We start from the raw sequence: 5,528 nt of genomic DNA on the forward strand, positions 1-5,528 counted from the left end.
TAGCGCAGCGGTTGCAATGCGCAGGATGGCCAATCAGCGCTGCGTTTTCAAAGAATTAAAAATAAGCCTAGATTTTTTTGTTTCTTTTTTTCATCAATGGAAAAAAAGAAAATGGTTCAAAGCTCAAAGTACCATTAACTCGCCCCTAAATACTCGTTGATCTAAACCTACAGCCCGAAGTGAGAGTGCCCTTCCGCTAGCGCTTTATAAAAAAACACTCGAAGTCAAGGTCGGCAATCGGAACATTGGGTTCGAGTGCCTTTGCAAAGCGATAGCGGTGCAAAGGTGTATCGAGAACCGAGTGAATTCGAGACGCGATAGCGGATTGAATTTGTATCGGGAACAGGTTGGGAATTCGAACTACCTTACGGATCCCAATCTCTAATTAAGTATTTGTTCAATTAACCAACCTATACAAAAAAAGGGAAAGACAGCAATTTCCTTCCCTTCAAGACAAACAAACTTGTATTATTAGTGTGACACCACAAAAGAGACTTTGGTGGTTACCCCATAAGATACGATCTCGTTGTTTTCAACTTTTCCGTTCATATCTTTTACATAGATAGACTTTATGTTTTTAACGGTTTTCCCAGCCTCCTTCAAGGCATTCTTAGTGGCATCTTCGAAACTTTTTTCTGAAGTCGCCATGATCTCAATTACTTTTACAATTGCCATAATATTTACTTTTTATTGGTTAATTAAAATTATTTTTCAGTATTAATTTAGTATTTATCCAAGGCATAGAAAAACTTATTGAAGTGATTAACAAAACATTATATTAGTTTAGATGCAAGGGATTGGTTAATTGGTTAATTAGGGGATTAGTTAATTGGTGATTTTAGGAAGAAGTGACCTTATGAGCTTGTTGTGAACTTTACTATCCCTTCCCCCCTCCTTTCCACTTTCCACTCTCCACTCCTACCGTCTAACGACTACAGCCTAAAGACTATTTACTAATTTTCTAAATTCCGTCTGAAACAATTACCTTTAACCGTCAAATCTAATCACTGAATGAACAAAAGAAAGATCTGCGTAGTGGTTACTGCACGCCCCTCCTACAGCAGGATTAAATCGGCACTTAGCGCTATTCAAGAGCATCCCGGGTTGGAATTACAGCTGGTGATCGCCGGTTCTGCCCTTCTTGATCGTTATGGAAATGCCGTGGATTTTATTGAAAAAGATGGCTTCCCCATAGCGGCAAAGGTCTTTATGGTTCTGGAGGGCGAAAACCCCACTACCATGGCCAAAACCACTGGCCTTGGAGTGATGGAACTCACCAATGTACTTTACAACCTGCAACCCGACGCCGTGGTGACCATAGCCGACAGGTTTGAGACCATCGCCACCTCTATCGCTGCGGCTTATCAGAATATCCCGCTAGTGCACATACAGGGCGGCGAAGTAACGGGTAGCATCGATGAGAAAGTCCGCCACGCCAACACCAAGCTCGCCGACCTACACCTGGTAGCTACCGAAGATGCCCGGCAACGGGTGATCAAACTCGGGGAGGCTAAAGACAAGGTTGTCAATACCGGTTGTCCTTCCATAGACCTGGCAAGAGAGATCACAGAAGAACCAGGGCTCAACTTCGATCCCATTGAGAAATACGGAGGAGTTGGAAAATCCCTGGACTGGAAAAACGGCTACCTGGTCGCAATGCAGCACCCCGTAACTACAGAATACAAACAGGCAAAACAACATATAACTGAAAGCCTCAGGGCGGTTAAGGAACTAAACATTCCAAGCTTCTGGTTCTGGCCGAATGTGGATGCAGGCTCCGACGGTACTTCTAACGGGATTAGAACTTTCAGGGAGCTGGAACAACCCGAAAACATCCATTTTTTCAAGAATATGGAACCCGTGGATTTCCTGAGATTGCTGAAAGGCTCTAAAGCCCTGGTCGGCAACTCCAGCGTGGGGCTCAGGGAGTGTGCATACCTCGGCGTCCCGGTGGTTAACATCGGGAACCGGCAAAACCGCAGAAGCCGCGCAGGAAATGTGACTGATGTTAGCTATAACAAAGAGGAGATTATTAAGGCAACAAAACAGGCGATGGAACAGGAACATTTTCCTTCTTCGGATCTTTACGGAAACGGAGATTCGGGAGTTAGGATCGCTGAAATTCTTGCCACTACCGAACTTAGTTATAGTAAAACGATCACGTATTAAATCGGTTCTCTGTTCTGGGTTGTGGGTTTTCAGTTTATAGTTTATTGTTTGGAGTTAAAAAAATATCAGGCACTAAAGTCTACTGACTAAATCAGTTCTCTGTCTGTTTTCTGATGTGATTTTTTTGTTTTGGAGCAAGGTCATTTATAGAGATCGTCATTGCGGCATGCCCCGGAATCTCACCACGAATAAATTAGGAACCAGTCATCTAATTATAAATTCATCTCAGAAAATGTTTTATGAGATTCTGAATCAAGTTCAGAATGGCGTTGAACATTACTTCTTATTTAAGTCCGCAACCTAGCCTCAATACCCAACAACTAATAATTCCTATATTTGAAAAACTAAAACTCCCGAATTTGAAAGTCATTGCAATTATCCCTGCCAGGGGTGGCAGCAAAGGAATACCAGGTAAGAACATAAAGCTACTTGGAGGCAAGCCCCTGTTGCAATATACCCGGGAAGCAGCGAAGCAGTCTAGTCGGTTGGATAAGGTTATCCTTAGTTCTGAAGATCCGGAAATAATTGAAATCGCTAAAAAGCTGGGGCTGGAGGTTCCGTTTACCAGGCCTGAAGAATTGGCGCGGGATGAAACTCCCAGCATCGAGGTTATAAAACATGCCCTGGACTTCTTTAGGGAAAAAGGGGAGGAATTTGATGCGGTTTGTTTGCTGCAACCCACTACTCCATTCCGATTGCCGGGACTCATAGACAGCTGTATTAAAAAATTCAGCAGCAACAACTACGATTCTCTGATTAGTGTGCGGGAAGTTCCCGCAGAGTTCAATCCGCACTGGGTGTTTGAGGAGAAAGAAGGCTTGCTTAAACTCGCAACCGGAGAGGAAAGCATCATTCCCCGCCGGCAGGAATTACCAAAGGCTTATTTTCGGGACGGAGCGATTTACATCACAAAGAGCCAAGTCCTGTTAAAGCAAAATTCTTTATTCGGTAAACGAACCGGGTTTTATGATACCTCGGGTACTCCTTATGTGAATATCGATACGCCAGCCGATTGGGAAAAAGCTGTAGAATTAGTGGAGAGTGGAGAGTGAAAAGAGGATAGTCTGGAGGGGTGATAGATTAATTCTCAGGTCATAGAATAGGTCAAAAATTATAAAGGATTTACAAATTATTCCAAATAAAATAATTATTCAAAAATGTGCGGAATAGCCGGGATTATTGGAGTAGGAGAACAAGCGTCCACTTTGGAAAAGATGTTGGAAGTCCAGGCTCACCGCGGTCCCGATCACACCGGGCAATATTTCGATAAAGGCTTTGCCGCATTAGGACATAACCGCCTTTCCATCATAGACCTTTCCCCTGAGGCGAACCAACCTTTTTCAGATAAAACAGGCCGTTTTCAGCTTGTTTTTAACGGAGAGATCTATAACTATAAAGAATTAAGGCAGGAACTGGCCTCAGGATATAACTTCAGTACTAAATCAGACACCGAGGTCCTGCTTGCTGCTTTCATCAAATGGGGCAAAACCTGCCTGGAACATCTTAATGGGATGTTTAGCTTCGCCATCTGGGACTCCAGGAAGAAAAAACTCTTCGCAGCCCGGGACCGGTTTGGGGTGAAGCCGTTCTTTTATTCTGAAGATAATTCCGGTTTTTACTTCGGAAGTGAGATCAAGAGCCTGCAGGCGGTCATTTCCCGTAAAGCTCCCAATGAGAAAGTGTGGGCAAACTATTTAACCTACGGTTCCTACGGAATGCCAGATGAGACCTTCTATAAAGACATTCACCAACTCCCGGGAGGACATTTTATGGAATATTCTGAAGGAAAGCTCAGCATCCAAGCCTGGTATAATTTTAATGAGCGGGTGGCAGCGATTAAGCCCAATAAAGATTTCAAAGAAGCTAAAGCGACCTATTTTGATTTACTGAAGGACAGCATCAGCTTAAGATTCCGAGCAGATGTGCCTTTGGGCTTTAACCTCAGCGGTGGAGTTGACAGTTCCCTGCTGCTGGCCCTGGTGAACCTTTTCGAAGATAAAAAAAATATCACCGCCTATAGTTTTTTCACGGGCGATGAGCGTTACGATGAACTGCCCTGGGTGAAACAAATGATCGCAACTACGCAAAACCCGCTTAAGAAAGTCAGATTCTCTGCGGGGGAAGTAGCCGAAACAGCCGCATTCATTTCGAAGATCCAGGATGAACCCTTTGGAGGCATTCCCAGTCTTGCCTATTCAAAAATCTTCAAAAAGGCCCGGCAGGATGGAATAAAGGTCCTACTGGACGGACAGGGCATGGACGAGCAGTGGGCCGGTTATGATTATTATATGAATCCGGAAAGCAATAATACCATTCAGGGTACTGGTACAAAAAGCGCCTTCTACCCCGATGTTCTAAACCCCTATTTCCTGGCCTTAACTGAAAAACCTGATTACCCAGAACCCTTCCAGGAGAAGATGCTCAACCTGCAGTATCGCGACCTTTTTTATACAAAGATCCCCAGAGCACTCCGATTTAACGACAGGATCTCCATGGCTTACAGCACGGAACTTCGGGAACCTTTCCTGGACCACCGGATGGTGGAATTCGCCTTTGCACAGCCTGCAGAGTTTAAAATACACGAAGGAGTACAGAAGTATCTCCTAAGGGAGATCCTGAAGGAACTTGCTCCCAAAGATCTGACCTACGCCCCTAAGCGTCCATTACAAACCCCACAAAGAGAGTGGCTGGGAGATGAGCTCAGGGAGTTTACGGAAGCCCAGTTTGAAAAATTACTGGCTTCCCCTGCTGCCGGTTGGTTCAATAAAAAAGAACTGGAGAAAGAGTGGAAGAAATACCGCGCCGGAAACCGGGAAAGCAGTTTTCATATCTGGCAGTGGGTTAATGCCGGGATGATGCTGGGTGAGTGATGGAATAATGCTGTGATGCTGTGACGATGCGAGCTAGTGATGCTATGACCTGGGGATGGAGTTTGTTTCGTTAAATGGTTAATTCGAGAGTCGTTAATTCGGGACTCAGGACTCGCGATTCATTAATTGGGAACCTTCGATTAATCCCCTAAATAGCTCCTTCCTTTTTTCAATGGAAGCCCATCCGAATGATCATTTTGGGCAGGGTGGATTTTTCGCGGTAGCGAAAAAGACGGAGGGTTCCGTCTCGTTAGTTCCTGATTCGTTAATGTTTATACAGGGGGATTATGAGGATATATTGCGAGTCTTGCGATTTTAAAACCCGTTTGTGAGTGTAGCGCCTCGGCACCGTTGAAAATTTTCGAAGCCCTGGAGAAAATTTAGGTGCCGATGCGCGGTTTTTTGGCCTTGTTGCCAAAAAAACACCTGCACAAATGGCGCCTTTTTTTGTTTCGTTTTTTGGGCGAGCAAAAAATGAAAGGAGGAACA

Annotated in this window: 5 protein-coding genes; 3 read left to right on the plus strand and 2 right to left on the minus strand. The window is 44.5% G+C overall.

The genetic code is table 11. The annotated features are described in order from the left end of the window. Positions 1-471: 471 nt before the first annotated feature. Positions 472-675 carry a dodecin family protein gene (locus tag VIM94_RS11725; protein WP_332039487.1) on the minus strand — a complete coding sequence of 68 codons (204 nt, stop codon included), beginning with the start codon at positions 673-675 and terminating at the stop codon, positions 472-474. A 336-nt stretch (positions 676-1,011) separates the two neighbouring features. Here VIM94_RS11725 and neuC point away from each other — a divergent pair, with 336 nt between their 5' ends. From neuC to asnB, 3 genes are all read left to right on the plus strand, one after another. Next, positions 1,012-2,169, plus strand: a complete 1,158-nt coding sequence (gene neuC / locus VIM94_RS11730) for a UDP-N-acetylglucosamine 2-epimerase (protein ID WP_332039488.1) — start codon at positions 1,012-1,014, stop codon at positions 2,167-2,169. Positions 2,170-2,432: 263 nt separating this feature from the next. Continuing rightward, positions 2,433-3,221: an acylneuraminate cytidylyltransferase family protein gene (locus VIM94_RS11735; protein WP_332039489.1), complete on the plus strand. Its 789-nt coding sequence runs from the start codon at positions 2,433-2,435 to the stop codon at positions 3,219-3,221. 105 nt (positions 3,222-3,326) lie between these two features. Then, a complete protein-coding gene (asnB, locus tag VIM94_RS11740) occupies positions 3,327-5,039 on the plus strand; it encodes an asparagine synthase (glutamine-hydrolyzing) (protein WP_332039490.1) in 1,713 nt (570 codons plus the stop codon). Between the two features lie 265 nt (positions 5,040-5,304). On the opposite strand, the gene VIM94_RS11745 is transcribed toward asnB, so the two are convergent. Beyond that, positions 5,305-5,528: hypothetical protein (locus VIM94_RS11745; protein ID WP_332039491.1), on the minus strand; the 224-nt coding region annotated here is incomplete at its 5' end.

Origin of the sequence: Salegentibacter sp. (genome assembly GCF_036568425.1) — a bacterium.
Classification (GTDB): Bacteria; Bacteroidota; Bacteroidia; order Flavobacteriales; family Flavobacteriaceae; genus Salegentibacter.

Coding starts and splice junctions, on each gene's coding strand:
- asnB (WP_332039490.1), top strand. CDS start 3,327: ATGTGCGGAATAGCCGGGATTATTGGAGTAGGAGAACAAGCGTCCACT.
- VIM94_RS11725 (WP_332039487.1), bottom strand. CDS start 675: ATGGCAATTGTAAAAGTAATTGAGATCATGGCGACTTCAGAAAAAAGT.
- VIM94_RS11735 (WP_332039489.1), top strand. CDS start 2,433: ATGGCGTTGAACATTACTTCTTATTTAAGTCCGCAACCTAGCCTCAAT.
- neuC (WP_332039488.1), top strand. CDS start 1,012: ATGAACAAAAGAAAGATCTGCGTAGTGGTTACTGCACGCCCCTCCTAC.